Below are 23,340 nucleotides of genomic sequence, written 5' to 3'. Positions count from 1 at the left end.
GGCTGCCGTCCGGGTGCCTGTGAGGCTGCCGTGCCGGTGCCGTGGCGCCGGTCAGGCCGTGTGCCGCAGGATCTCCTCGGCCAGGCGGGCGTCCAGGGCCGTGGGCAGGGTGTGCCCCAGCCCCTCGACCATGACCAGCCGGGCGCCGGGGATCGCGGCGGCCGTGGCCTCGCCGTGCGCCGGCGGGAACATCGGGTCCTCCGTGCCGTGCAGCACCAGCGTCGGCGCGGTGACGGAGGCCAGGGCCGCCGTGTCGTCCCCGCCGGCCGACCCTGCGAGGGTGTGGTGGAACCCGGCCGCCAGATCGCGCGCCCGCTCGTACACCCGCCGCTCCATGCGCCGGTACTCCTCCTCGTCGAACGGCAGCACCGAGCCGTGCAGCACCCGCCACAGCGGGAGCCGCACGGCGAGGTAGTGGTCCGCTCCCGCCTCCGGGTCGGGCAGCGTGGTGGCGAGCACGGCCAGCAACTCGGCGCTGGGCGGGGGCAGTTCACCCGGCTCCGGAGGCTCTCCCGCCAGGGCCCGCCCCACCGCGGCCGCCGTGTCCGTACCGAGCGGCTGGGACGACAGGCTCGTCAGGGTCAGCACGCGCTCCGGATCCGTGACGGCGATCCGCTGGGCGATGATCCCGCCCAGCGACGCCCCGACCAGATGCGCCCGCTCCACCCCGAAGGCGTCCAGTACGGCGAGCGCGTCGCAGGCCATGTCGGCCACGGTGTACGGCCGGACGGCGAAGTCGACGACGGAGGAGCGCCCCACGTCGCGGTGGTCGTACCGGACGACCCTGCGCCCGCCCTCGACGAGCCGCCGCACGATCCCGTCGTTCCACTGGACCCCCTGCGCCTGCGCGCCCATCACCAGCAGCACGGCCGGATGCTCCGGCGCGCCGAACTCCTCCGCCCACAGGTCGAGCCCGTCCACGCGGACGACGCGCTCGCGGCCGGTCATGTACGCGCAGTCGTATGCGTACGCGTTCTCGTTGTCCCTCTTATTTTCCTGCATGGTCGTTCAAGATAATGGGCCGACGGAGATCACGCACGAGGTTTTCCGAGGTGGACGCGCCGCCGCCCCACCCGGCACCCTGATCGCATGGCCGGAGTCAAGGGACAGGTGCAGCAGCGGGGCGTGGAACGCCGTCGCGCGATGGTGGACGCGGCGATCACGCTCTTCTCCCAGCAGGGCGTACGAGGGACCGGCGTCGCCGCGATCGCGGAACGGGCGGGCGTGACCCCCTCCGCCCTCATCCACCACTTCGGCAGCAAGGACGGCCTGGTCCGGGCCGTCCTGGAGGAGGCCGACCGCCGCGCCCTGGCCCGCCTGTCGGCCACCCCGGCCTCGGAGCCCACCCTCGACGAGGCCTTCGACTGGTTCGTGCGGGACGCCGAACACACGGCGGCCGGCGAACGCGAACTGACCGCCCTGCACACCACCCTGACGGCCGAGAACCTGGAACCGGGCTATCCCCTCCACACCTGGTTCCGCGACCGGGGCCGAGCCCTGCGCGCCCACCTCACGGCCCTCTTCACCCGAGCGGCCGCCGACGGCACGGCCCGCCCGGACCTGAACCCGGACCTCCTGGCGACCGAGGTGGCCGCCTTCCTCGAAGGCGCCCACCTCCTGTGGCTCCTGGACCCCGGCGAGGTGGACCTGCCGGCCGTGCACCGTGGTTACTTCGAGGGCCTGGCCACCCGCCTGCGCCCCTGACCCCGGCCCGCGTCAGACGTGCGTCGGCGCGAACATCCGCAGCACCGCCGGGAGGACGACCACCGAAGGCCCCGGTGCGGCGAGGGACTTGGCCAGGTCGGCCGCGAGGGACTCGGGGGTCGTCCGTACGCCCGGTACGCCGAAGGACTCCGCGAGGGCCACGTAGTCGGGGCGGGACAGCTCCGTCCCCGTCGTCTCGCCGAACGCGTCGGTCATGTACTCGCGCAGGATGCCGTAGCCGCCGTCGTCGACGATCAGCCAGGTGACGTTCAGGTCGTACTGCCGGGCGGTGGCCAGCTCGGCGATCGAGTAGAGCGCGCCGCCGTCGCCCGAGACGGCCAGCACCGGGTGGGTGGGGTCGGCCGCCGCCGCGCCGAGGGCGGCCGGGAAGGCGTAGCCGAGGCCGCCCGACCCCTGGGCGGAGTGCATGGTGTTGGGGCCCTTGGGGTCGAACGCCGACCAGGCCCAGTAGGACAGGATCGTCATGTCCCAGAACGACGGCGCGCGGGACGGGAGGGCCCGGCGGACGGACGCCAGCAGGTCCTGTTCCAGGGTGAGTTCCTGGGAGTCGATGCGTGCGCGGACACGGTCGAGCACCGCACGGACGCGCTCCGGCGCGGACGCGTCCTCACGGGTCTCCTCGATCGTCTCCAGCAGGGCCGTCAGCGCCAGGCGCGCGTCCGCGTGGATGCCGAGCGCCGGGTGGTTGGACTCCAGCTTCCCGAGGTCCGCCTCGATCTGGACCACCCGGCCGCGCGGCCTGAACGTGTGGTAGTTCGAGGACAGTTCACCCAGCCCCGAGCCGACCACCAGCAGCACGTCCGCGTCCTCCAGGAAGTCCGTCGTGTGCCGGTCCTCCAGCCAGGACCGGAGCGACAGCGGATGTGTCCACGGGAAGGCGCCCTTGCCCCCGAACGTCGTCACGACCGGTGCCGACAGCCGCTCCGCCAGCTGCCGCAGCTTGCCGGAGGCGTCCGCCCGGACGACCCCGCCGCCCGCGATGATCGCCGGGCGGGTGGCGGTGGACAGCAGGTGGGCGGCCAGGGCGGTCAGTTCGGGGCGTGGGGGCAGTTCCTCGGGGAAGGCGTCGCCGCCCGTCACCACCGGGATCAGGGTCTCGGCCGTCAGCACGTCCTGCGGGATCTCCACCCACACCGGGCCGTGCGGGGCGGTCAGCGCGGACTGCCAGGCGGCGGCGATCGCGGACGGGATCTGCGACTGCGTACGGACCGTGTGGACGGACTTCACCACGCCCCTGAACGAGGCCGCCTGGTCGGGGAGTTCGTGGAGGTAGCCGTGGCGACCGCCGCCGAGGCCGGCCCGGGGGACCTGGCTGCTGATCGCCAGCACCGGCGCCGAGGCAGCCGCCGCCTCCTGGAGCGCGGCGAGCGAGGTCAGCGCACCCGGGCCCGTCGACAGCAGCAGCGGGGCCGCCTCGCCGGTGATCCGGCCGTACGCGTCCGCCGCGAACCCGGCGTTGTTCTCCACGCGCAGGCCGATGTAGCGCAGGCCGGAACGGCGCAGCGCGTCGAACACGGGCAGCGCGTGCTGGCCGGGGAGCCCGAAGACCGTCGTCGCGCCGAGCCCGGCCAGCGTCTCCACGACCAGGTCTCCGCCGTGGCGGCCGGCGGGAGGGTTCAGCGCGGCCTCCGTCTGGGCGGCGGTCGGGCGGAGCACCAGGTCGTGGTCGTGGGTCACTTGCCCTCGTTCTCCTTACGGGCCTCGGCGATCTGGCGGGACATGATCGTGGTGAGCTCGTACGCCGTGTGCGAGGCGGCCACCGCGGTGATCTCGGCGTGATCGTACGCGGGCGCCACCTCGACGACGTCGGCGGAGACCAGGTGGCAGGAGGCGAGGCCGCGCAGGATCTCCAGGAGCTCCCGCGAGGTCATGCCGCCGGCCTCCGGCGTGCCCGTGCCCGGTGCGTGGGCCGGGTCGAGGCAGTCGATGTCGATGGAGATGTAGAGGGGCCGGTCGCCGATGCGCTGCCGAAGCTGGTCGGCGACCTCGTCGACGCCGCGCCGCATCACGTCCGCCGAGGTGACGATCCCGAAGCCCATCTTCGCGTCGTCGGTGAGGTCCTGCTTGCCGTACAGCGGGCCGCGCGTGCCCACGTGCGAGAGCGCCTCGGTGTCCAGGATCCCCTCCTCGACCGCCCGCCGGAACGGGGTGCCGTGCGTGTACTCGGCGCCGAAGTACGTGTCCCAGGTGTCCAGGTGCGCGTCGAAGTGGAGCAGCGCCACCGGGCCGTGCTTCTTGGCGACCGACCGCAGCAGCGGGAGCGCGATGGTGTGGTCGCCGCCGAGGGTCATCAGCCGGGCCCCCGTCCCGAGCAGCTCGTCCGCCGCCGCCTCGACCGTCTCCACCGCCTCGTTGATGTTGAACGGGTTGGCGGCGATGTCACCGGCGTCCGCGACCTGGGCGAGGGCGAAGGGGGAGGCGTCCTGGGCCGGGTTGTAGGGGCGCAGCAGCCGGGACGCCTCGCGGATCGCGTTGCCGCCGAAGCGGGCGCCCGGCCGGTAGGAGACACCCGAGTCGAACGGCACGCCCACGACCGCCACGTCGGCGCGGCCCACCTCGTCCAGACGGGGGAGCCGGGCGTAGGTCGCGGGACCGGCGTAGCGCGGGATGCGCGAGGAGTCGACGGGGCCGCGGGGCGTCTCGTTGCCGCTCATGATGCTCTGCCTTCTTTCTGCGGGGTGACGGGCATCGACCCTAGGTCGCCGTCGCACGCCTGCGAAGTGTACGTTTCCTCCATTCGAGCGGGATGAAATGGAGGAAACGCACATGATGTCGGACCCGGCGGTACCCCCCGCCCCCGCCGTCCCTCCCACCCCGCCCGTGCCCCTCTCGGCGCTGCTGGCCCACGGCGAGCTGGGCCTGCGGCAGATCGCCGGCCCGGTGGACGCGGACACGGTGGTCCACTGGGCGCACACCTCGGAGATGTCGGACCCGTACCCGTATCTGCTGGGCGGAGAGCTGCTGCTGACGGCCGGTGTCCACATCCCGGAGGCGGCCGGCTCGGGCGGCTACTTCGACACGTACGTCTCCCGCATCGTCGCGGCCGGCGGTGCGGCCCTCGGTTTCGGCGTCGCCCCGGTGCACGACATGGTGCCGCCGGAGCTGGTGGCCTCCTGCGACGCCCACGGGCTCCCGCTCGTCGAGGTCCCGCCCCGGACGACCTTCTCCGGCGTCGCCCGCGCGGTCTGGCAGCTCATGGCCCGCGCCCGCCACGCCGAACTCCGCCGCGTGACGGAGGCCCAGCAGGGCCTGGCGGCGGCCGCGTCCCGCCCGGACCCGGTCCGCGCGGTGCTCGGGCAACTGGCCCGGCGGATCGACGGCCGGGCGGTGCTGTACGGCCCGGAGGGGACGGAACTGGCGTCGTCCGGGCGCGAGCACGGTGCGGCGGTCGCGCGAGCACTGGCCTCCCTCGCGACCGTGGTCCTCCCTGCCCCGGGCGCGGGGCCGAGTCGGCAAGGGCCCGGTCGCGCTGGGCCGACCGGCCCCGGCGAACCCGCCCCGTCCCCCGCCCCGCACACGCCGACCCCCGCGTCCGCCACGGACACGGTCGACGGCACCCACCTCACCGCCTACGCCCTCTCCTCCTCTGGTCACGGCTTCGCCCTCGGCGTGGCCGCCCCCCACCGCACCCCCGGCGACCACACCATCGTCTCCGTCGCCGCCGTCCTCCTCTCCCTCCTCACCGGCGAACGCCAGAGCGGCACCGGCGCGGCCCGCGCGTCGGCGCTGGTGCGGCTCCTGCTCGGCGCCGAGCCGCGGGAGGTCGCTCCCCTCCTGGGCACGGCCACCCACTGGCACGTCGTCCACGCCCGGCCCGCCGAGGGCGGCGCCCGGCCGGAGGCCCTCGCCGCCGCCGCGCTCGGCGCCGCCCTGGGCTCCGCGCTGGTCGACGCGCACGGCGACGTCGTCCGCGTCCTCGTCCCCGCCGACCGCGAGGTCACCGGGCAGCCCGGCTGGACGTGCGGCGTGAGCGCGCCCGCCGAGCCGCACGCCTGGCCGGCGGCCGACGCGCAGGCCGCCCGCGCGCTGGCCCGGGCCGCGGCGACCCGGGCGGCGCTCGTCCGGCACGGCTCCCGTACCGCCCTGTCCGACCTGGTTCCGGCGGCGGACGCGACCGCCCACGCCCGGGCCCTGCTGGCCCCGCTCGCCGACGCGTCGGGCGCCGCCGCCCTCACCGAGACGCTGCGCACCTGGCTCTCCCTGCACGGAAGTTGGGACCGCACGGCCGTGGCTCTGGCCGTGCACCGCAACACGGTCCGCCAACGGATCGGCCGGTGCGCGGCGTTGCTGGGCGCGGACCTCGACGACCCGGACGTACGGATGGAGTTGTGGTTCGCGCTGCGGCAGGCGTGAGCGGCGGCGGAGGCCGTCCGTCCGCCGGAGAGTGACGCAGGTCGCAGCGGCGGGGACGCCCGCGACTCCCGCGGCCGTCTGCCTCACAATGGGGCCATGCCGATATCCGGGACCCCCAGCCGCGCCGAGCTGATCGAGCACCTCGTACGGACGCGTATCGCGGGTGATGTGGCCACGCCGCGCGAGAACAACCTCTCCCACTACCGCGAACTGGCCAACGGCAACCGCCACTACTGGCTCGGGCTGGAGCTGGGGGACCGCTGGAGCGACGAGCAGGACGTGCTGGCCGTGATGGCGGAGCGTGTCGGCGTCAACGACGACCCGGGGTACCGCTACGGCCAGGACACCATCGACCCGGACCTGACCGTCGACGCGCTGGAGCGCATGGCGGCCCGGCTGCGCAAGGCGGCGGAGGGCGGGCAGCGCGTCCTGTTCGCCACCGGGCACCCCGGCGGGCTGCTGCAGGTGCACAACGAGACGGCGCGGGCCCTGCGCGCGGCGGGCTGCGAGATCGTCGTCATCCCGGACGGCCTGCAGACGGAGGAGGGGTACGTCATGCAGTTCGCGGACGTCGCCGTCCTCGAACACGGCGCCACGCTCTGGCACACCCACTCCCCCGAGCCGATGCGGGCCATCCTGCGGGGCCTGGAGGGCGCCGGCCGCCCGCTGCCCGACCTGGTCGTCGCCGACCACGGCTGGGCGGGCTGCGCGGGCCAGCTCGGCGTCGACTCCGTCGGCTACGCGGACTCCAACGACCCCGCCCTCTTCCTCGGCGAGTCCGAGGGCACCCTCCAGGCCGTGGTCCCGCTCGACGACCACGTGGTCAGCCCGCGTCACTACGACCCGATGTCGGCGTACCTGCTGCTGCAGGCGGGGCTCAGCGAGGCGTAGCCCTCGGTACGCGGACGACGCCCTCCTGGATCACGGAGATCGCGAGCCGTCCGTCCTGCGTGTAGATCCGGCCCTGGCCGAGGCCCCGGCCGGCCGACGCCGACGGTGACTCCTGGTCGTACAGGAGCCACTCGTCGGCGCGGAACGGCCGGTGGAACCACATGGCGTGGTCGAGCGAGGCCCCGACGACGTCGCCGACGGCCCAGCCGCCGCGCCCGTGCGCGAGCAGGATGGAGTCCAGGAGCGTCATGTCGGAGACGTAGGTGGCGAGGACGACGTGCAGGAGCGGGTCGTCGTCGAGCTTGCCGTTGGCGCGGAACCAGACCTGGGAGCGCGGTTCACGGGGCTCGCCGTAGCGGCCGTAGGGCGGGTCGTCGACGTAGCGCAGGTCGACGGCGGCCCGGGCCTCCAGCATCTTCTCCACGACGGCCGGGTCGAGGTCGTACGCCGGGAGCCGCTGCTCGGCGGTGGGCAGGGACTCCGGGTCGGGCGCGGCGGGCATCGGGGCCTGGTGGTCGAGGCCGTCCTCGTACCGTTGGAAGGACGCGGAGAGGGCGAAGATCGGCTGCCCGTGCTGGACGGCGACGACGCGGCGCGCGGTGAAGGAGCGGCCGTCGTTCATGCGCTCCACGGTGTACACGATGGGCGCGCCGGCGTCCCCGATGCGCAGGAAGTACGCGTGGAGGGAGTGCGGGAGCCGGTCGGCGGGGACCGTGCGCCCGGCGGCGACGAGCGCCTGGGCCGCGACCTGCCCGCCGAAGACCCTCGGGACGATGGCGGGCCGGGACCGGCCGCGGAAGATGTTCTCCTCGATCTGCTCGAGGTCGAGCAGATCGAGGAGGGACTGCAGTGGTTCCTGACTCATGGGGTCAGTTGTACAGAGCCGGGTTTTCCGGGACCTTACAGACCCATGTCCTTGGCGATGATCGACTTCATGATCTCGCTGGTGCCGCCGTAGATGCGGTTCACGCGGTTGTCCGCGTACAGGCGGGCGATCGGGTACTCGTTCATGAAGCCGTAGCCGCCGTGCAGCTGGAGGCAGCGGTCGATGACGCGGTGGGCGACCTCGGTGCAGAACAGCTTGGCGCTGGCGGCCTCGGCGGGCGTCAGCTCACCGGCGTCGAGGGCCTCCGTGGCGCGGTCGGCGACGGCCTCGGCCGCGTCCACCTCGGCCTGGCAGGCGGCCAGCTCGAACTTGGTGTTCTGGAAGTGCGCGACGGGCTTGCCGAAGACGGTGCGCTCCTGCACGTACTGCTTGGCGAACCGGACGGCGGCCTTGGCCTGCGCGTAGGCGCCGTAGGCGATGCCCCAGCGCTCGGAGGCGAGGTTGTGGCCGAGGTAGTAGAAGCCCTTGTTCTCCTCGCCGAGGAGGTTCTCGACGGGCACCTTGACGTCGACGAACGCCAGCTCGGCGGTGTCGGAGGTCTTCAGGCCGAGCTTGTCCAGCTTGCGGCCGATCGAGTAGCCCTCGGACTTGGTGTCCACCACGAGGAGGGATATGCCGTGCCGGCGGTCCTCGGCGCTGGGCGCGGCGGTCCGGGCGCAGACGATCATCTGGTCGGCGTGGACGCCGCCGGTGATGAAGGTCTTGGAGCCGTTGAGGACGTAGTGCGTGCCGTCCTCGCTGAGCTTGGCGGTGGTCTTCATGCCCGCGAGGTCGGAGCCGGTGCCCGGCTCGGTCATCGCGATCGCCCACATCTCCTCGCCGGAGACGAACTTCGGCAGGTAGCGCTTCTTCTGCTCGTCGGTGGCGAGCAGCTTGACGTAGGGCAGGCCGAGCAGCACGTGCACGCCGGAGCCGCCGAAGGTGATGCCCGCGCGGGCGGTCTCCTCGTACAGGATGGCCTCGAACTTGTACGAGTCGATGCCGGCGCCGCCGTACTCCTCGTCCACGCGGATGCCGAAGACGCCCAGGTCGGCGAGCTTGTAGTAGAAGTCCCGCGGCGCCTGACCGGCGGCCAGCCACTCGTCGTACTCGGGCACGACCTCGGCCTCGATGAAGGCACGCAGGGTCTCCCGGAACGCCTCGTGATCCTCGTTGAACACCGTACGACGCACCGCCGCCACCTCCACCTGAGTACCTTCGGATGTGCCCAAGCTCCCGCCGCGCACGGCTAAGCGCTTGCTCAGATCAAAAGGTACCGGCGGGTAGGGACACGCGTCCAGATGCTCCACCCCGTAACGCTCGTCACGCTTGCGGCGGACCGCCCGGGCCGCACGGACCGCCACCCGCCGCTCAGCCCGCGGCCGCCGCCCCGAACGCCCCCCGGGCCATCCGGTGCAGCAGCTCCGCCGTGACCGCGCGGCCGGGCAGCGACCCCGCCCGGCCCAGGTGCGGGGTGGAGTTCAGCAGTCCGAACACCGAGTGGACGGCGGACCGCGCGGCGGGCTCCACCAGCCCGGGATACACCTCCCGCAGCACCCCGACCCACAGTTCGACGTACTGCCGCTGCAGCTGCCGCACGAGCTTGCGGTCGCTGTCGCGCAGGCGGTCCAGCTCGCGGTCGTGCAGGGTGATGAGGGGGCGGTCGTCGAGGGCGAAGTCGATGTGCCCCTCGATGAGCGAGTCCAGGACCTCCGTCCCGGGCACCCCGTCGGCCTCCGCCACCCGCCGCTTCGCACCGGTCAGCAGCTGCCCGCTGATGCCCACCAGCAGCTCCGCGAGCATCGCGTCCTTGCCCGCGAAGTGCCGGTACAGACCCGGCCCGCTGATGCCGACGGCCGCGCCTATCTCGTCGACGCCGACGCCGTGGAAACCGCGCTCGGCGAAGAGGCGGGCGGCTTCCCTGAGGATCTGCTCGCGGCGCGTGGGCGCGTCGGTTCTCGTGGCCATGGAGCCAATTCTAGACAGGGAGGTTAGCGGTCGTTAACCTGAGGGAAACGGGTTAACGCTCATTAACAGGTGACCACCGTAATCACTGGGTGAGGGGACCGCACGATGGACCAGGCACCGGAGCTGACGACCGCGGCAGATCCCGCGGCGGAGGCGTATCGGGCCAACGAGGCCGCGCACCGCGCGCTGGGCGAGGAGCTGCGGGCCAGACTGGCCGCGGCACGGCTCGGCGGCGGCGAGAAGGCCCGCGCCCGGCACACCGCGCGCGGCAAGCTGCTGCCGCGCGACCGGGTGGACACCCTCCTCGACCCCGGCTCGCCCTTCCTGGAGCTGGCACCGCTGGCGGCCGACGGGCTGTACGACGGCCAGGCCCCGGCCGCGGGCGTCATCGCCGGGATCGGCCGGGTCTCCGGCCGCGAGTGCGTCGTCGTCGCCAACGACGCCACCGTCAAGGGCGGCACGTACTACCCGATGACGGTGAAGAAGCATCTGCGGGCCCAGGAGGTGGCCCTGGAGAACCGCCTGCCCTGCCTCTACCTCGTGGACTCCGGCGGCGCCTTCCTGCCCATGCAGGACGAGGTCTTCCCCGACCGCGAGCACTTCGGCCGGATCTTCTACAACCAGGCGCGGATGTCGGGGGCGGGCATCCCGCAGATCGCCGCCGTCCTGGGCTCGTGCACGGCCGGAGGAGCGTACGTCCCGGCCATGAGCGACGAGGCCGTCATCGTGCGCGGCCAGGGGACGATCTTCCTCGGCGGTCCCCCGCTGGTGAAGGCCGCCACCGGCGAGGTCGTCACCGCCGAGGAGCTGGGCGGCGGCGAGGTGCACTCCCGGATCTCCGGCGTCACCGACCACCTCGCGGAGAGCGACGCCCACGCCCTGCGGATCGTGCGGACCATCGTCTCCACCCTCCCCGCCCGGGGCCCGCTGCCCTGGTCGGTCGAGCCGGCCGTGGAGCCCAAGGTCGACCCGTACACGCTGTACGGCGCCGTGCCGGTCGACTCCCGCACCCCCTACGACGTGCGCGAGGTCATCGCGCGCGTGGTCGACGGTTCGCGGTTCGCGGAGTTCAAGGCGGAGTTCGGGCAGACCCTGGTCACCGGCTTCGCCCGGATCCACGGGCACCCGGTCGGGATCGTCGCCAACAACGGCATCCTCTTCTCCGAGTCCGCCCAGAAGGGCGCCCACTTCATCGAGCTGTGCGACCAGCGCGGCATCCCGCTCGTCTTCCTGCAGAACATCTCGGGCTTCATGGTCGGGCGGGACTACGAGGCGGGCGGCATCGCCAAGCACGGCGCCAAGATGGTGACGGCCGTGGCCTGCACCCGCGTCCCCAAGCTGACCGTGGTGATCGGCGGTTCGTACGGCGCGGGCAACTACTCGATGTGCGGCCGGGCCTACTCGCCGCGCTTCCTGTGGATGTGGCCGAACGCCAAGATCTCTGTGATGGGCGGCGAACAGGCCGCGTCCGTCCTCGCGACCGTCAAGCGGGACCAGCTGGAGGCGCGCGGCGACGTCTGGTCCGCCGAGGACGAGGAGTCCTTCAAGGACCCGATCCGCGGCCAGTACGAGCGCCAGGGCAGCGCCTACTACGCCACCGCCCGCCTCTGGGACGACGGCGTGATCGACCCGCTGGAGACCCGGCAGGTCCTGGGCCTCGCCCTGACCGCCTGTGCCAACGCGCCCCTGGGTGACCCCCAGTTCGGCGTCTTCCGGATGTGAGGGGGCTCTCAAGGTGAGCATGTTCGACACGGTCCTCGTGGCCAACCGGGGCGAGATCGCCGTCCGCGTCATCCGCACCCTGCGCGCCCTCGGCGTCCGCTCCGTCGCGGTCTTCTCCGACGCGGACGCCGACGCCCGGCACGTCCGGGAGGCCGACACGGCGGTACGGATCGGTCCGGCGCCGGCGTCGGAGAGCTATCTGTCGGTGGAGCGGCTGCTGGAGGCCGCCGCCCGCACCGGCGCCCAGGCCGTCCACCCCGGGTACGGCTTCCTCGCGGAGAACGCCGCCTTCGCGCGGGCGTGCGCCGACGCGGGCCTGGTCTTCATCGGCCCGCCCGCCGACGCCATCTCCCTGATGGGCGACAAGATCCGCGCCAAGGAGACGGTACGGGCGGCCGGGGTGCCGGTGGTGCCCGGTTCGAGCGGCAGCGGGCTGACCGACTCCCAGCTCGCCGACGCCGCCCGCGAGATCGGCATGCCGGTCCTGCTGAAGCCCAGCGCGGGCGGCGGCGGCAAGGGCATGCGGCTGGTCCGGGACGCCGGGCAGCTGGCCGAGGAGATCGCCGCCGCCCGCCGCGAGGCCCGCGCCTCCTTCGGCGACGACACCCTCCTCGTGGAGCGGTGGATCGACCGCCCCCGGCACATCGAGATCCAGGTCCTCGCCGACGGCCACGGCACGGTCGTCCACCTCGGGGAGCGCGAGTGCTCCCTCCAGCGCCGCCACCAGAAGATCATCGAGGAGGCGCCCAGCGTCCTGCTCGACGAGGCCACCCGTGCCGCGATGGGCGAGGCGGCCGTCCAGGCGGCCCGCTCCTGCGGGTACTCCGGCGCGGGCACGGTCGAGTTCATCGTCCCCGGCGGCGACCCCTCCTCGTACTACTTCATGGAGATGAACACCCGCCTCCAGGTCGAACACCCGGTGACCGAGCTGGTCACGGGTGTCGACCTGGTGGAGTGGCAGCTGCGGGTCGCGGCGGGCGAGCGGCTGTCCTTCGGGCAGGAGGACGTCACCCTCACGGGGCACGCGGTCGAGGCCCGGATCTGCGCCGAGGACCCTTCCCGGGGCTTCCTCCCCTCCGGCGGCACGATCCTGCGCCTGCGCGAGCCGCAGGGCGACGGCGTCCGCACGGACTCCGGCCTGACCGAGGGCACGGAGGTCGGCTCGCTGTACGACCCGATGCTCTCCAAGGTCATCGCCTACGGCCCCGACCGCCCCACGGCCCTGCGCCGGCTCCGGGCGGCCCTCGCCGGGACGGTCACGCTGGGCGTGCAGACGAACGCGGGGTTCCTGCGACGGCTGCTGGCCCACCCGGCGGTGGTGGCGGGCGAGCTGGACACGGGGCTGGTGGAGCGCGAGGCCGGGGAACTGGTCCCGCGCGAGGTCCCGGCCGAGGTCCACGCGGCGGCGGCCCTGCTGCGCCAGGCGGCACTGACCCCGGCCCGCGGCGACGGCACCGGGCCCGGCACCGGCTGGACCGATCCGTTCGACGCGGCGGTCGGCTGGCGGTTGGGCGGCGAACCGGCCTGGACGGCCCACCATCTGCGGCTGCCGGGCCACGAGCCGGTGACCGTACGGGTGCGCAGCACACCGGACGGCGGGACCGAGGTGCTGCCGGACGGGGCCGACACCCCGCTCCGGGGGTCCGCCGGCACCCCCCGGGCGGAGGGGGACCCGGGCCGGTTCACCTTCCTCCTCGACGGCCTCACCCACACCTTCCAGCACGCGGGCGACTGGCTGGGCCGCGACGGCGACGCCTGGCAGGTGGCCGACCACGACCCGGTGGCCGCGTCACTGGAGGGGTCCGCCCACGCGGGCGCCGACTCGCTCACGGCCCCGATGCCCGGCACCGTCACCGTCGTGAAGGTCGCCGTGGGGGACGAGGTGACCGCCGGGCAGAGCCTGCTGGTGGTGGAGGCGATGAAGATGGAGCACGTCGTCTCCGCACCGCATGCCGGGACGGTCGCCGAGCTGGACGTCACGCCGGGCGCGACCGTCGCCATGGACCAGGTGCTGGCGGTCGTCACTCCCCACGAGGAGGTGGAGCGGTGACCCTGCCCATGACGGTCCCCGAACCCGGCCTGCCGGCCCGGGTCCGCATCCACGAGGTCGGCGCCCGCGACGGCCTGCAGAACGAGAAGTCGACCGTGCCCACCGAGGTCAAGGCGGAGTTCGTCCGCCGGCTGGCCGACGCGGGGCTGACGACGATCGAGGCCACCAGTTTCGTCCACCCCCGCTGGGTGCCCCAACTGGCCGACGCGGAGCAGCTGTTCCCGCTCGTGAGCGACCTGCCGGTGGCCCTGCCCGTCCTCGTCCCCAACGAGCGGGGGCTGGACCGCGCCCTCGCCCTCGGCGCCCGCCGCGTCGCCGTGTTCGCCAGCGCCACCGAGTCCTTCGCCAAGGCCAACCTCAACCGCACGGTCGACGAGGCGCTGGCGATGTTCGCGCCGGTCGTCGGCCGGGCCAAGGCGGAGGGCGTGCACGTGCGCGGCTATCTGTCGATGTGCTTCGGCGACCCCTGGGAGGGCGCGGTCCCGGTCCCCCAGGTGACCCGGGTCTGCCACGCCCTGCTCGACATGGGCTGCGACGAACTCAGCCTCGGCGACACCATCGGGGTCGCCACACCGGGCCACGTACGGGCGCTGCTGAGCGAACTCGACGTCCCCGTGGAGAAGCTGGGCGTGCACTTCCACGACACCTACGGCCAGGCGCTCGCCAACACCTACGCGGCGCTGCGGCTCGGCGTCACCACCGTGGACGCCTCCGCGGGCGGCCTGGGCGGCTGCCCGTACGCGAAGTCCGCCACCGGCAACCTCGCCACCGAAGACCTCGTCTGGATGCTGCGCGGCCTCGGCATCGACACGGGCGTCGACCTCGGCCGCCTCGTCGCCACCAGCGCGTGGATGGCCGGACACCTGGGCCGACCCAGCCCGTCCCGCACCGTACGAGCCCTGTCCCACAAGGACGACGAGGGCCACCAGGACGACAAGGAGCAGTGACGTCCATGAACCACCGCCTCTCCCCCGAGCTGGAAGAACTCCGCCGCACGGTCGAGGAGTTCGCGCACGAGGTCGTCGCCCCCAAGATCGGCGACTTCTACGAGCGGCACGAGTTCCCGTACGAGATCGTGCGCGAGATGGGCCGCATGGGGCTGTTCGGGCTGCCGTTCCCCGAGGAGTACGGCGGCATGGGCGGCGACTACCTGGCGCTGGGCATCGCGCTGGAGGAGCTGGCCCGGGTGGACTCGTCCGTGGCCATCACCCTGGAGGCCGGGGTCTCCCTGGGGGCCATGCCGATCCATCTCTTCGGCACACCGGCCCAGAAGGCGGAGTGGCTGCCGCGGCTGTGCTCCGGCGAGGTACTGGGCGCGTTCGGCCTCACCGAGCCCGACGGTGGCTCGGACGCGGGCGCGACCCGGACGACGGCCCGCCTGGACGCGTCGAGGAACGAATGGGTCATCAACGGCAGCAAGTGCTTCATCACCAACTCGGGCACGGACATCACCGCCCTGGTCACGGTGACGGCGGTGACCGGCCGCACCCCGGAGGGCAAGCCCCTCATCTCCTCGATCATCGTCCCGTCCGGCACCCCGGGCTTCACGGTGGCCGCGCCCTACTCGAAGGTCGGCTGGAACGCCTCCGACACCCGTGAGCTGTCCTTCGCGGACGTCCGGGTCCCGGCGGAGAACCTGCTCGGCGAAGAGGGCCGCGGCTACGCGCAGTTCCTGCGCATCCTCGACGAGGGCCGCATCGCCATCTCGGCGCTGGCCACGGGTCTCGCCCAGGGCTGTGTGGACGAGTCGGTGAAGTACGCCAAGGAACGGCACGCCTTCGGGCGCCCGATCGGCGCCAACCAGGCCATCCAGTTCAAGATCGCCGACATGGAGATGAAGGCCCACACGGCCCGCCTCTCCTGGCGTGACGCGGCCTACCGCCTCGTCGCCGGTGAGCCCTTCAAGAAGGAGGCGGCGCTGGCGAAGCTGTACTCCTCCACCGTGGCCGTCGACAACGCCCGCGACGCCACCCAGATCCACGGCGGCTACGGCTTCATGAACGAGTACCCCGTCGCCCGCATGTGGCGCGACTCCAAGATCCTGGAGATCGGCGAGGGCACCAGCGAGGTGCAACGCATGCTGATCGCGAGGGAGTTGGGCCTGAGCAGCTGACCGACAGCTGATGTTCGAACGATGGCCGGAACCCGCCCCGACGACGCGGCTCCGGCACCCCGTCACCCGGTTCGCCCCTCGCGAGCCGGGTGCCTTTTTGTCCGTCGTGGGCAGCCATCGAGCCGGACCTGAAAAGCCTTCACATCAGCGGCACAAACTAGTGCAGCAAAGACCAACAACCCCTCACATGCCCCACCATCCTTCGATTCACAGGCAATTCAAAGAATGAGCGGAGACGGACCCGGGAACTCCACTTCACGGGGCCGCCCGCTGGACAACCAGTGAGGTTAGGCTAACCTACCTTCGAACTCGCCCATGGGCGGCCCTCCGCCCCGTTCGAAAGTAGCCACACACATGTCCAACGCCAGAGCCGCTCACCTCACCCGCCGTGGCATCCTCGCCGCCGGTGGCGCACTCGGTCTCGGTGCCGTGCTCGCCGCCTGCGGCGACGAGGACGCGACGAGCAGCGGCGCCGGCACCGGCAAGGAGACGGCTGCCGCCAAGTCCGGCCCCTGGTCGTTCAAGGACGACCGCGGCGAGACCGCCAGGACGGACAAGGTCCCGGCGAACATCGTCGCGTTCGTGGGGGTCGCCGCCGCGCTCCACGACTACGGCATCGGCGTCAAGGGCGTCTTCGGCCCGACCAAGGCGGCCGACGGCAAGCCGGACGTCCAGGCCGGCGACCTCGACATCAGCAAGGTGACGATCCTCGGCAACGTCTGGGACGAGTTCAACGTCGAGAAGTACGCGGCCCTCGCCCCCGACGTCCTGATCACCACCCTGTTCGACGCCGCCGGCACCCTCTGGTACGTCCCCGAGACCTCCAAGGACAAGATCGCGGGGCTCGCCCCCAGCGTCGGCATCTCCGTCTACGACCGCCAGATGACCGAGCCCCTGCAGCGCATGCTGGAGCTGGCCGGGTCGCTCGGCGCGGACACGGGGTCGCAGAAGATCACCGCCGCCAAGAAGCGCTTCGAGGACGCGGCCGCCCGGCTGCGCGCGGCCACCAAGGCCAACCCCGGCATCAAGGTGCTCGCGGGCTCCGCCAGCCAGGACATCTTCTACGTCTCCGGGTCCAACCTCTCCATCGACCTGGAGTACTTCAAGGCCCTCGGCGTGGACTTCGTCGAGCCGAGCGCCGCCGCGCTGAAGGCCAGCGGGGGCTGGTTCGAGAACCTCAGCTGGGAGAACGTCGACAAGTACGACGCGGACCTCATCATCATGGACAACCGCACCTCGGCCATCCAGCCGGACGCGATCGAGGAGGCGACGTGGAAGAAGCTGCCGGCGGTGAAGGCCGGGCAGGTCATCGGGCGTAACCCCGAGCCGATCCTGTCCTACGACAAGTGCGCGCCGCTTCTTGAGGAGCTGGCCGAGGCGATCGAGAACGCGAAGAAGGTCAGCAAGGGCTGAGGCCGGACGTCGACTGCGGCTCGGTGGGGGCTGATCGCGCAGCTCCCCGCGCCCCCGAGAAGCGGGGGCTGCGCCCCCTGCCTTTCAGGCCCGCAGGGCCTGGGCTTTCAGGGGCGCGGGGAACTGCGCGAGAAGCCCCACCGGACCCGCACCCGCCCACGAACCCCGCACACGCTCCCGCCCCCTTTCCAGGAGCCCCCATGACGACGGCCGTAGCCGCCCCCTTCCGCTTCTTCTCTCTCCAGGTCGCGCGGACGGAGCGGCTGGGGCCGTCCGTCGTGCGTGTCTCCTTCGCAGGGGACGATCTGCGGTTCTTCCGCTCCGACGGCAGGGACCAGTCGTTGTCGCTGTTCCTGCCGCACCCCGGGCAGGAGGTCCCGGCCGTGCCCCACGAGCTGGGCGACGGCTGGTGGCAGGCGTGGCGGGAACTGCCGGACGACGTGCGGGCGGTGATGCGGTCGTACACCCTGCGGGGACTGCGCCGGAATCCCGATGAGGTCGACATCGACTTCGTGCTGCACACCCCGGCCGGCCCCGCCTCCTCCTGGGCCTCCCGCGCCGCCCCCGGTGATCGCGTCCTGCTGCTCGGCCCCGCCGTCGCCGACAACCGGGCCATCCGGTTCCGGGCGCCCGAGGACACCGATCTCGTGGTGATCTGGGGGGACGAGACCGCCGTACCGGCCGTGTCCGCCATCCTCGAATCCCTGCCCGCCGGCACCCGGGCCCGGGTGTGGCTGGAGCTGCGTGACGCCGGGGACATCCAGGACCTGGCGACCGAGGCCGACGCCGAGATCACCTGGCTCGTGGGGGAGGACGGGCTCGACGCCGTCCGCGCGGCCCGGCTCCCGTCCGCCGAGCACCCGTACGTCTGGATGGCAGGTGAATCCGGCCGGGTGAAGGCGCTGCGCCGGCACTTCGTCGGTGAGCGCGGGATCGACCGGCGCCGGGTCACCTTCGTCGGGTACTGGCGGCACGGCATGACCGAAGAACAGCTGCGCGCCGCAGAGTAGTTGCCCCTGTGACCGGAGTGATCACGGTCACGGCCGAGGCAGCCCTGAACCCTCGTTATTTAGGTTAGGCTAACTTAAGTTGATCCCCATCGGAGGACCTCCCCATGCGCTCGCACCTGCTCAATGACACGACCGCGGAGCGGTACCGCCGCACCGTGACCGAAGGCGTGGAGCGGGTGGCGGCCAGAATCGCCACCACCGACCGGCCGTTCACCGGTGTCACCGTCGACGCCCTCGCTCCCGCCATCGAGAAGATCGACCTCGACAAGCCGCTGCACGACACGGCCGCCGTCCTCGACGAGCTGGAGGAGGTCTATCTGCGCGACGCGGTCTACTTCCACCACCCGCGCTACCTCGCCCACCTCAACTGCCCGGTCGTCATCCCCGCCGTGCTCGGCGAGGCCGTCCTGTCCGCCGTCAACTCCTCCCTGGACACCTGGGACCAGTCGGCGGGCGGCACCCTGATCGAGCGGAAACTGGTCGACTGGACCAACGAACGCGTCGGGTTCGGTCCCTCCGCCGACGGGGTGTTCACCTCCGGCGGCTCGCAGTCCAACCTCCAGGCGCTGCTCCTCGCCCGTGAGGAGGCCAAGACCGACAGCACCGCCAAACTGCGGATCTTCGCCTCCGAGGTCAGCCACTTCAGTGTGAAGAAGTCGGCGAAACTGCTGGGCCTGGACCAGGACGCGGTCGTCTCCATCCCCGTCGACGGCGACAAGCGCATGCAGACCATGGCGCTCGCCCGTGAACTGGAGCGGTGCAAGAACGACGGCCTCGTCCCCATGGCCGTCGTCGCCACCTCCGGCACCACCGACTTCGGCTCCATCGACCCGCTGCCCGAGATAGCCGAGCTGTGCGCCCAGTACGACACCTGGATGCACGTCGACGCCGCCTACGGCTGCGGCCTGCTCGTCTCCCGAAAGCGGCGCGGCCTCCTGGACGGCATCGAGCGCGCCGACTCCGTCACCGTGGACTACCACAAGTCCTTCTTCCAGCCGGTGAGTTCCTCCGCCCTGCTCGTCCGGGACGGGGCCACCCTGCGCCACGCGACCTACCACGCGGAGTACCTCAACCCGCGCCGCATGGTCACCGAGCGCATCCCCAACCAGGTCGACAAGTCTTTGCAGACCACCCGCCGCTTCGACGCGCTCAAGCTGTGGATGACCCTGCGCACGATGGGCGCCGACGGCGTCGGACAGCTCTTCGACGAGGTCTGCGACCTGGCGTGGGAGGGCTGGCGGCTGCTCGCCGCCGACCCGCGCTACGACGTCGTCGTCGAGCCCCAGCTCTCGACGCTGGTCTACCGCTACATCCCCGAGGCGGTCACCGACCCCGCCGAGATCGACCGCGCCAACCTGTACGCCCGCAAGGCCCTGTTCGCCTCCGGCGACGCCGTGGTCGCGGGCACCAAGGTCGGCGGGCGTCACTACCTCAAGTTCACCCTGCTCAACCCCGAGACCACGGCCGAGGACATCGCCGCCGTGCTCGACCTGATCGCCGGCCACGCCGAGCAGTACCTGGGAGAATCCCTTGACCGCGTCGCTTCCTGAACCCGCCGTGAAGACCTACGACTTCATCGGCATCGGACTGGGACCCTTCAACCTCGGCCTCGCCTGCCTCACCGAGCCCATCGCCGAACTCGACGGGATCTTCCTGGACTCGAAGCCGAACTTCGAGTGGCACTCGGGGATGTTCCTCGACGGCGCCCACCTCCAGACCCCGTTCATGTCGGACCTGGTCACCCTCGCCGACCCGACCTCCCCGTACTCCTTCCTGAACTACCTGAAGGACTCGGGCCGCCTGTACTCGTTCTACATCCGCGAGAACTTCTACCCGCTGCGGGTCGAGTACGACGACTACTGCCGCTGGGCCGCGGGCCGGCTGAGCAACGTCCGCTTCGGCACGACGGTGACGGAGGTGACGTACGAGGACGCGGACGAGGTCTACGCCGTACGGACGGCCGGCGGCGACGTGCTGCGCGCCCGGCACCTCGTCCTCGGCACCGGCACTCCCCCGTACGTCCCGGAGGCCGTCCGGGGCCTGGACGGCGACTGGATCCACAACTCCCGCTATCTGACGCACAAGCGGGAGCTGCAGCGCAAGAAGTCGATCACCATCGTCGGCTCCGGGCAGTCGGCCGCCGAGATCTACCGGGACCTGCTCGGCGAGATCGACGTCCTCGGCTACCAGCTGAACTGGGTGACGCGCTCCCCGCGCTTCTTCCCGCTGGAGTACACCAAGCTCACGCTGGAGATGACCTCCCCGGAGTACGTCGACTACTTCCACGCGCTGCCGGAGCCGACCCGCCACCGGCTGACGCAGGAGCAGAAGGGCCTCTACAAGGGCATCGACGGAGACCTCGTCGACGAGATCTTCGACCTGCTCTACCAGAAGAGCCTCGGCGGCCCGCTCCCCACCCGGCTGCTCACCAACTCCGCCCTGCACGGCGCGCGGCACGAGAACGGCACCTTCACCCTCGGCCTGCGCCAGGAGGAACAGGAGAAGGACTTCGAGCTGCACACCCAGGGCCTGATCCTCGCCACCGGTTACCGGTACACCGAGCCGGAGTTCCTCGGGCCCGTCCGCGACCGCCTGTGCTACGACTCCCGGGGCAACTTCGACGTCGCCCGCAACTACGCGATCGACACCACCGGCCGGGGCGTCTTCCTGCAGAACGCGGCCGTCCACGCCCACAGCGTCACCTCCCCCGACCTGGGCATGGGCCCGTACCGCAACGCGTACATCATCCGCGAGCTGCTGGGCACCGAGTACTACCCGGTGGAGAAGACCATCGCGTTCCAGGAGTTCGCCGTATGAGCGGCCCGAACGGCACGTCCTTCAGCTTCCGTCCCCTCGACCCGCTGCACGACGCCGAGCTGCTGCACCGCTGGGTGACCCACCCCAAGGCGGCGTACTGGATGATGCAGGACGCCCGGCCGGAGGACGTCGAGCGCGCCTACCTGGAGGTCGCCGCCGACCCGCACCAGCAGGCCCTGCTGGGGCTGCTGGACGGCGAGCCCGTGTTCCTCATGGAGCGGTACGACCCCGCCCACCGTGAGCTGGTCGGCCTGTACGAGCCCGAGCCCGGAGACGTCGGCATGCACTTCCTGGTACCGGCGACGGACACGCCGGTGCACGGCTTCACCCGGGCCGTGATCACCGCCGTGATGGCGCACCTCTTCGAGGACCCGGCCACCCGCCGCGTCGTCGTCGAACCGGACGTGTCCAACAAGGCCGTGCACGCCCTCAACGAGGTCGTCGGTTTCGTCCCCCACGGCGAGATCGACAAGCCGGAGAAGCGCGCGCTTCTGAGTTTCTGCACGCGAGAGCAGTTCGCCGACAGCCTGTGCGGCCGGAGCCTGGCTGCCCGAGGAGTATCCGTATGACCCTGTCCGATGCCGTCGCGCATCTGTCCCCCCACCACTGGGCACGGGCCGAGCGCCTGCTGATCCGCAAGGCCCTCGCCGAGTTCGCCCACGAGCGGCTCATCACGCCGGAGGCCACCGCCGACGGCCGCTTCGAGGTCCGCAGCGACGACGGCTCGACCCGCTACGGGTTCACCGCCGTCCGGCGCGCCCTCGACCACTGGCAGGTCGACGCCGACTCGATCACCCGTCGACGGGACGGCGTCGACCTCCCTCTGGCCGCCCTGGACTTCTTCGTCGAACTGCAGGGGTCCCTCGGCCTGAGCGACGAGATCCTCCCGGTCTACCTGGAGGAGATCTCCTCCACCCTGGCCGGCACCTGCTACAAGCTCACCAAGCCGAAGACGCCGGTCGCCGAGCTGGTGGACGCCGGCTTCCAGGCCGTCGAGACCGGGATGACCGAGGGCCACCCCTGCTTCGTCGCCAACAACGGCCGCCTCGGCTTCGGTGTGCACGAGTACCTGGCGTACGCCCCCGAGACGGCGAGCCCGGTCCGCCTGGTCTGGCTGGCCGCGCACCGCTCACGGGCGGCGTTCACGGCGGGCGTGGGCATCGAGTACGAGGCGTTCCTGCGGGACGAGCTGGGCGCGGAGACGGTCGCCCGCTTCCACGCCGTCCTCACCGGCCTGGGTCTGGACCCCGCCGACTACCTCTTCATCCCGGTCCACCCCTGGCAGTGGTGGAACAAGCTCACCGTCACCTTCGCCGCCGAGGTGGCGCAGCGGAACCTGGTGTGTCTGGGCGAGGGCGACGACGAGTACCTCGCCCAGCAGTCGATCCGGACCTTCTTCAACAGGTCCGCCCCCGAGAAGCACTACGTCAAGACGGCCCTCTCCGTCCTCAACATGGGCTTCATGCGCGGCCTGTCGGCGGCGTACATGGAGGCGACCCCGGCCATCAACGACTGGCTCGCCGGGCTCATCGACAACGACCCGGTCCTGAAGTCGACGGGCCTGTCGATCATCCGCGAGCGCGCGGCGGTCGGCTACCGGCACCTGGAGTACGAGGCCGCCACCGACAAGCACTCCCCGTACCGCAAGATGCTGGCCGCACTGTGGCGCGAGAGCCCGGTCGCCTCGCTCCGGGAGGGCGAGTCCCTGGCGACGATGGCCTCCCTGGTCCACGTCGACCACGAGGGCAACGGCTTCGCGGCTGCCCTGATCACCCGCTCGGGCCTGACCCCGACGCAGTGGCTGCGCCGCTACCTTCGGGCCTACTTCACCCCGCTCCTGCACAGCTTCTACGCCTACGACCTCGTCTTCATGCCGCACGGCGAGAACGTGATCCTGGTCCTGAAGGACGGCGTGGTCGAGCGGGCGGTCTACAAGGACATCGCCGAGGAGATCGCGGTCATGGACCCGGACGCGGTGCTCCCGCCGACGGTCGAACGCCTGCGCGTGGACGTCCCCGAGGACATGAAGCTCCTCTCGGTCTTCACGGACGTCTTCGACTGCTTCTTCCGTTTCCTCGCGGCGAACCTCGCGGAGGAAGGGGTGCTGGGCGAGGAGGAGTTCTGGCGCACGGTCGCCGAGTGCGTCCGCGACTACCAGCACTCCATGCCCGAACTCGCCGACAAGTTCGCCCGGTACGACATGTTCGCCCCCGAGTTCGCGCTGTCCTGCCTCAACCGCCTCCAACTGCGCGACAACAGGCAGATGGTCGACCTGGCCGACCCCGCGGGCGCACTCCAACTGGTCGGCACCCTGAAGAACCCCCTCGCGGGCCTGTAGCCCCCGGCGGTCCCCAGGACAGACGGGCACCTCGGAGTACGGTCCTGCGAGGTGCCCGTCGTTTCACGGTAGATC

Annotated in this window: 19 protein-coding genes; 13 read left to right on the top strand and 6 right to left on the bottom strand. The window is 71.9% G+C overall.

Translation table 11 applies throughout. The features are described 5' to 3' along the window. Positions 1–51: 51 nt before the first annotated feature. Positions 52–1,002, bottom strand: a complete 951-nt coding sequence (locus ACZ6BB_RS07325; protein WP_471614337.1) for an alpha/beta fold hydrolase — start codon at positions 1,000–1,002, stop codon at positions 52–54. An 87-nt stretch (positions 1,003–1,089) separates the two neighbouring features. On the opposite strand from ACZ6BB_RS07325, the gene ACZ6BB_RS07320 reads away from it, so the two are divergent. Next, entirely contained in the window at positions 1,090–1,704 is a 615-nt protein-coding gene (locus ACZ6BB_RS07320; RefSeq protein WP_471614336.1) for a TetR/AcrR family transcriptional regulator, read from the top strand. 12 nt (positions 1,705–1,716) lie between these two features. Here ACZ6BB_RS07320 and ACZ6BB_RS07315 read toward each other — a convergent pair whose 3' ends face one another. Together ACZ6BB_RS07315 and speB are read right to left on the bottom strand one after the other, a co-directional pair. Continuing rightward, positions 1,717–3,402, bottom strand: a complete 1,686-nt coding sequence (locus ACZ6BB_RS07315) for a thiamine pyrophosphate-binding protein (RefSeq protein ID WP_471614335.1) — start codon at positions 3,400–3,402, stop codon at positions 1,717–1,719. Beyond that, positions 3,399–4,379 (bottom strand): agmatinase, encoded by a 981-nt coding sequence (speB, locus tag ACZ6BB_RS07310; RefSeq protein ID WP_471614334.1) that lies wholly within the window; start codon positions 4,377–4,379, stop codon positions 3,399–3,401. The genes ACZ6BB_RS07315 and speB overlap by 4 nt, the downstream gene beginning before the upstream one ends. Positions 4,380–4,476: 97 nt before the next feature. On the opposite strand from speB, the gene ACZ6BB_RS07305 reads away from it, so the two are divergent. Then, positions 4,477–6,078 carry a PucR family transcriptional regulator gene (locus ACZ6BB_RS07305; protein WP_471614333.1) on the top strand — a complete coding sequence of 534 codons (1,602 nt, stop codon included), beginning with the start codon at positions 4,477–4,479 and terminating at the stop codon, positions 6,076–6,078. Between the two features lie 96 nt (positions 6,079–6,174). After that, on the top strand, positions 6,175–6,969 hold the full coding sequence (locus ACZ6BB_RS07300) for a phosphatase (RefSeq protein ID WP_471614332.1): 795 nt from the start codon (positions 6,175–6,177) through the stop codon (positions 6,967–6,969). Here the strand turns inward: ACZ6BB_RS07300 and ACZ6BB_RS07295 are convergent. The 3 genes from ACZ6BB_RS07295 to ACZ6BB_RS07285 all read right to left on the bottom strand — a co-directional run bounded on the left by ACZ6BB_RS07295 (position 6,956) and on the right by ACZ6BB_RS07285 (position 9,802). Continuing rightward, positions 6,956–7,834, bottom strand: coding sequence for an acyl-CoA thioesterase (locus tag ACZ6BB_RS07295; protein ID WP_471614331.1), 879 nt, complete (start codon positions 7,832–7,834; stop codon positions 6,956–6,958). The genes ACZ6BB_RS07300 and ACZ6BB_RS07295 overlap by 14 nt on opposite strands. A 35-nt stretch (positions 7,835–7,869) precedes the next feature. After that, a complete protein-coding gene (locus ACZ6BB_RS07290; protein WP_471614330.1) occupies positions 7,870–9,027 on the bottom strand; it encodes an acyl-CoA dehydrogenase family protein in 1,158 nt (385 codons plus the stop codon). Positions 9,028–9,205: 178 nt separating this feature from the next. Next, a complete protein-coding gene (locus tag ACZ6BB_RS07285) occupies positions 9,206–9,802 on the bottom strand; it encodes an SACE_7040 family transcriptional regulator (protein ID WP_471614329.1) in 597 nt (198 codons plus the stop codon). 105 nt (positions 9,803–9,907) lie between these two features. On the opposite strand from ACZ6BB_RS07285, the gene ACZ6BB_RS07280 reads away from it, so the two are divergent. The 10 genes from ACZ6BB_RS07280 (at position 9,908) to ACZ6BB_RS07235 (ending at position 23,265) form a co-directional block, all read left to right on the top strand. Then, on the top strand, positions 9,908–11,524 hold the full coding sequence (locus ACZ6BB_RS07280; protein ID WP_471614328.1) for a carboxyl transferase domain-containing protein: 1,617 nt from the start codon (positions 9,908–9,910) through the stop codon (positions 11,522–11,524). A 19-nt stretch (positions 11,525–11,543) separates the two neighbouring features. Then, a complete protein-coding gene (locus tag ACZ6BB_RS07275; RefSeq protein ID WP_471614327.1) occupies positions 11,544–13,574 on the top strand; it encodes an acetyl/propionyl/methylcrotonyl-CoA carboxylase subunit alpha in 2,031 nt (676 codons plus the stop codon). Then, positions 13,571–14,521 carry a hydroxymethylglutaryl-CoA lyase gene (locus ACZ6BB_RS07270; protein WP_471614326.1) on the top strand — a complete coding sequence of 317 codons (951 nt, stop codon included), beginning with the start codon at positions 13,571–13,573 and terminating at the stop codon, positions 14,519–14,521. Before ACZ6BB_RS07275 ends, ACZ6BB_RS07270 begins: the two co-directional genes overlap by 4 nt. A 5-nt stretch (positions 14,522–14,526) precedes the next feature. Then, the gene (locus ACZ6BB_RS07265) at positions 14,527–15,687 is read left to right on the top strand and encodes an acyl-CoA dehydrogenase family protein (protein WP_471614325.1); all 1,161 of its coding nucleotides are present in this window, start codon (positions 14,527–14,529) and stop codon (positions 15,685–15,687) included. 354 nt (positions 15,688–16,041) lie between these two features. Next, the gene (locus ACZ6BB_RS07260; RefSeq protein ID WP_471614324.1) at positions 16,042–17,100 is read left to right on the top strand and encodes an ABC transporter substrate-binding protein; all 1,059 of its coding nucleotides are present in this window, start codon (positions 16,042–16,044) and stop codon (positions 17,098–17,100) included. 200 nt (positions 17,101–17,300) lie between these two features. Then, positions 17,301–18,110 (top strand): siderophore-interacting protein, encoded by an 810-nt coding sequence (locus ACZ6BB_RS07255; RefSeq protein ID WP_471614323.1) that lies wholly within the window; start codon positions 17,301–17,303, stop codon positions 18,108–18,110. 104 nt (positions 18,111–18,214) lie between these two features. Beyond that, positions 18,215–19,660, top strand: coding sequence for a lysine decarboxylase DesA (gene desA, locus ACZ6BB_RS07250; protein ID WP_471614322.1), 1,446 nt, complete (start codon positions 18,215–18,217; stop codon positions 19,658–19,660). Beyond that, the gene (locus tag ACZ6BB_RS07245) at positions 19,641–20,927 is read left to right on the top strand and encodes a lysine N(6)-hydroxylase/L-ornithine N(5)-oxygenase family protein (protein WP_471614321.1); all 1,287 of its coding nucleotides are present in this window, start codon (positions 19,641–19,643) and stop codon (positions 20,925–20,927) included. Before desA ends, ACZ6BB_RS07245 begins: the two co-directional genes overlap by 20 nt. Beyond that, positions 20,924–21,496: a GNAT family N-acetyltransferase gene (locus ACZ6BB_RS07240; protein ID WP_471614320.1), complete on the top strand. Its 573-nt coding sequence runs from the start codon at positions 20,924–20,926 to the stop codon at positions 21,494–21,496. The genes ACZ6BB_RS07245 and ACZ6BB_RS07240 overlap by 4 nt, the downstream gene beginning before the upstream one ends. Beyond that, positions 21,493–23,265, top strand: coding sequence for an IucA/IucC family protein (locus ACZ6BB_RS07235; RefSeq protein WP_471614319.1), 1,773 nt, complete (start codon positions 21,493–21,495; stop codon positions 23,263–23,265). The genes ACZ6BB_RS07240 and ACZ6BB_RS07235 overlap by 4 nt, the downstream gene beginning before the upstream one ends. The last annotated feature ends 75 nt before the right edge of the window (positions 23,266–23,340 follow it).

The organism is Streptomyces sp. NPDC041108 (assembly GCF_055592645.1).
Note: the sequence above shows the minus strand (reverse complement) of the source record. Positions and strands in the feature narration are given on the sequence as shown.

Excerpts from the sequence above, each read along its gene's own strand:
- ACZ6BB_RS07320 (WP_471614336.1), top strand. The coding sequence starts at position 1,090 with ATGGCCGGAGTCAAGGGACAGGTGCAGCAGCGGGGCGTGGAACGCCGT.
- ACZ6BB_RS07260 (WP_471614324.1), top strand. The coding sequence starts at position 16,042 with ATGTCCAACGCCAGAGCCGCTCACCTCACCCGCCGTGGCATCCTCGCC.
- ACZ6BB_RS07300 (WP_471614332.1), top strand. The coding sequence starts at position 6,175 with ATGCCGATATCCGGGACCCCCAGCCGCGCCGAGCTGATCGAGCACCTC.
- desA (WP_471614322.1), top strand. The coding sequence starts at position 18,215 with ATGCGCTCGCACCTGCTCAATGACACGACCGCGGAGCGGTACCGCCGC.
- ACZ6BB_RS07285 (WP_471614329.1), bottom strand. The coding sequence starts at position 9,802 with ATGGCCACGAGAACCGACGCGCCCACGCGCCGCGAGCAGATCCTCAGG.
- ACZ6BB_RS07295 (WP_471614331.1), bottom strand. The coding sequence starts at position 7,834 with ATGAGTCAGGAACCACTGCAGTCCCTCCTCGATCTGCTCGACCTCGAG.
- ACZ6BB_RS07255 (WP_471614323.1), top strand. The coding sequence starts at position 17,301 with ATGACGACGGCCGTAGCCGCCCCCTTCCGCTTCTTCTCTCTCCAGGTC.
- ACZ6BB_RS07235 (WP_471614319.1), top strand. The coding sequence starts at position 21,493 with ATGACCCTGTCCGATGCCGTCGCGCATCTGTCCCCCCACCACTGGGCA.
- ACZ6BB_RS07240 (WP_471614320.1), top strand. The coding sequence starts at position 20,924 with ATGAGCGGCCCGAACGGCACGTCCTTCAGCTTCCGTCCCCTCGACCCG.
- ACZ6BB_RS07325 (WP_471614337.1), bottom strand. The coding sequence starts at position 1,002 with ATGCAGGAAAATAAGAGGGACAACGAGAACGCGTACGCATACGACTGC.
- ACZ6BB_RS07305 (WP_471614333.1), top strand. The coding sequence starts at position 4,477 with ATGGAGGAAACGCACATGATGTCGGACCCGGCGGTACCCCCCGCCCCC.
- speB (WP_471614334.1), bottom strand. The coding sequence starts at position 4,379 with ATGAGCGGCAACGAGACGCCCCGCGGCCCCGTCGACTCCTCGCGCATC.
- ACZ6BB_RS07275 (WP_471614327.1), top strand. The coding sequence starts at position 11,544 with ATGTTCGACACGGTCCTCGTGGCCAACCGGGGCGAGATCGCCGTCCGC.
- ACZ6BB_RS07265 (WP_471614325.1), top strand. The coding sequence starts at position 14,527 with ATGAACCACCGCCTCTCCCCCGAGCTGGAAGAACTCCGCCGCACGGTC.
- ACZ6BB_RS07280 (WP_471614328.1), top strand. The coding sequence starts at position 9,908 with ATGGACCAGGCACCGGAGCTGACGACCGCGGCAGATCCCGCGGCGGAG.